The following is a 1,596-nucleotide window of genomic DNA, read 5'->3' on the forward strand; positions in this document are numbered from 1 at the left end:
GGCGCCGGGGACGCCGCGCTTGACGGCGATCAGCGCGTCCATCAGCCGCAGGCCCTCGAACGCGTCACGGGCGTAGCGGACCTCGCCCTCGTAGATCTCGTGGAGGTCCTGCTCCACATACGCGCGGGTCAGGGCCGCACCGCCGAGGATCACGGGGAAACGGGCAGCCAGCCCCCGGGAGTTCAGTTCCTCCAGGTTCTCCTTCATGATCACGGTGGACTTCACCAGGAGACCGGACATGCCGATGACATCGGCCTTGTGCTCCTGAGCGGCCTCCAGGATCGCGGACACCGGCTGCTTGATACCGATGTTCACGACGTTGTAGCCGTTGTTGGTCAAGATGATGTCGACCAGGTTCTTGCCGATGTCATGGACATCACCACGGACGGTGGCCAGGACGATGGTGCCCTTGCCCTCGTCATCGGTCTTCTCCATGTGCGGCTCCAGGTAGGCGACGGCCGTCTTCATCACCTCGGCCGACTGGAGCACGAACGGCAACTGCATCTGCCCCGACCCGAACAGCTCACCGACGACCTTCATGCCCTCCAGCAGGGTGTCGTTGACGATGTCCAGCGCCGGACGCGTCCGCAGCGCCTCGTCCAGATCGGCCTCCAGGCCGTTCTTCTCCCCGTCGATGATCCGCCGCTGGAGACGCTCCTCCAACGGCAGGGCGAGGAGCTCCTCGGCCTTGCCCGCCTTCATCGACTTGGTGTTGACGCCCTCGAAAAGGGCCATCAGCTTCTGCAGGGGGTCGTAGTCGCCCTCACGGCGGTCGTAGATCAGGTCCAGAGCGGTGCTGACCTGCTCCTCGTCGAACCGCGCGATCGGCAGGATCTTCGAGGCGTGCACGATCGCCGAGTCCAGACCCGCCTTGACGCACTCGTCCAGGAACACCGAGTTCAGCAGGATCCGGGCCGCCGGGTTCAGACCGAAGGAGATGTTCGACAACCCCAGCGTCGTCTGCACCTCCGGATGACGCCGCTTGAGCTCACGGATCGACTCGATCGTCGCGATGCCGTCCTTACGGGACTCCTCCTGCCCCGTGCAGATCGTGAACGTCAACGTGTCGATGAGGATGTCCGACTCACGGATCCCCCAGTTCGACGTCAGGTCCTCGATCAGCCGCTCGGCGATGGCGACCTTGTGCTCGACCGTGCGGGCCTGGCCCTCCTCGTCGATCGTCAACGCGATCAGCGCGGCCCCGTGCTCCTGCGCCAGCCGCGTCACCTTCGCGAACCGCGACTCCGGACCGTCACCGTCCTCGTAGTTCACCGAGTTGATGACCGCACGCCCGCCCAGCTTCTCCAGACCCGCCTGGATCACCGGAACCTCGGTCGAGTCCAGAACGATGGGCAGGGTGGAGGCCGTGGCGAAACGCCCCGCCAGCTCCCGCATGTCCGCGACACCGTCACGGCCCACGTAGTCCACGCACAGGTCCAGCATGTGCGCACCCTCACGGATCTGGTCCCGCGCCATCTCCACACAGTCGTCCCAGCGGCCCTCCAGCATCGCCTCACGGAACTTCTTCGACCCGTTCGCGTTCGTCCGCTCACCGATCGCCATGTACGAGGTGTCCTGACGGAACGGCACCGTCTG

Annotated in this window: 1 protein-coding gene; it reads right to left on the bottom strand. The window is 65.5% G+C overall.

Annotation, left to right across the window (positions count from 1 at the left end; translation table 11 throughout):
• The coding region (locus tag VR44_RS10180) for a dihydropteroate synthase (protein ID WP_045947096.1) at positions 1-1,596 on the bottom strand (1,596 nt) is incomplete at both ends.

Source organism: Streptomyces katrae (assembly GCF_000966975.1).
GTDB lineage: Bacteria > Actinomycetota > Actinomycetes > Streptomycetales > Streptomycetaceae > Streptomyces > Streptomyces katrae.